1 protein-coding gene is annotated in these 728 nt (G+C 73.5%); it reads right to left on the bottom strand.

Annotation, left to right across the window (positions count from 1 at the left end):
* The coding region (locus HV742_RS32030) for a PepSY domain-containing protein (RefSeq protein ID WP_175147288.1) at positions 1–728 on the bottom strand (728 nt) is incomplete at both ends.

Raw genomic sequence — 728 nt, 5'->3', positions numbered from 1 at the left:
CGGCGCGGCGGGCAGGGCGGCGATCAGCGCGGCGGGCGGCGCCTGCGGCGCGGCCGCGTCGTAGGCGCCGCCGGCGTAGGCCTGCTGCGCCAATGGCGCCGCGCCGCTGCTGAACACCTTCCACGGGTTCATCGACATCAGCCCGCTGAAGATCCAGGTGAGCGTGATGCCGGCGAACATCAGGCCGGCCAGGTGGTGCCAGCGCATCATGTTCTCGCGATACGGCGAGCGGCTGCCGCTGGCGTAGGGGCGCGAGAAGCGCCAGCGCAGGATGCCGACCACCGTGCCGGTCAGCGCCACGGCCACGCCGGCCACCGACAGCCAGACCACGATGTCGTGCCACCACGGATCGAAGACATTGCCGCGAAACGGGTACAGCCAGTGAATCCAGGCGCCGACGTAGTTCCATAGCCGTTCGCGGCGGGTGGCGTCCAGCACCACTTCGCCGGTGGCGGACGAGACGTACAGCCGGGTGCGCGCGGGGTCGTCCAGGTCGATGCGATGCAGCGGCCGGTGGATGTCGAGCGCGCCGGAGTGGGTGTAGACGTCCTCCTCCACCACGCCCTGGTAGCGCGCGGCGTACTGGCCGTCGAACCAGGCCGCGGCGCTGGCGGTGGCGACCGCGGCGTCGGCGCGCGGCAGCAGCGCGCCGCTGGCGGCATCCACCACCTTGGGCGCGCGGCCGCGGCCCATCGGCACCAGGTAGACCGGCGCGCCGCCGCGCAGCG

It is taken from the genome of Achromobacter ruhlandii (assembly GCF_902859695.1).
Taxonomy (GTDB): domain Bacteria; phylum Pseudomonadota; class Gammaproteobacteria; order Burkholderiales; family Burkholderiaceae_B; genus Achromobacter; species Achromobacter ruhlandii.
This window is presented reverse-complemented; position numbering and strand designations above follow the sequence as displayed.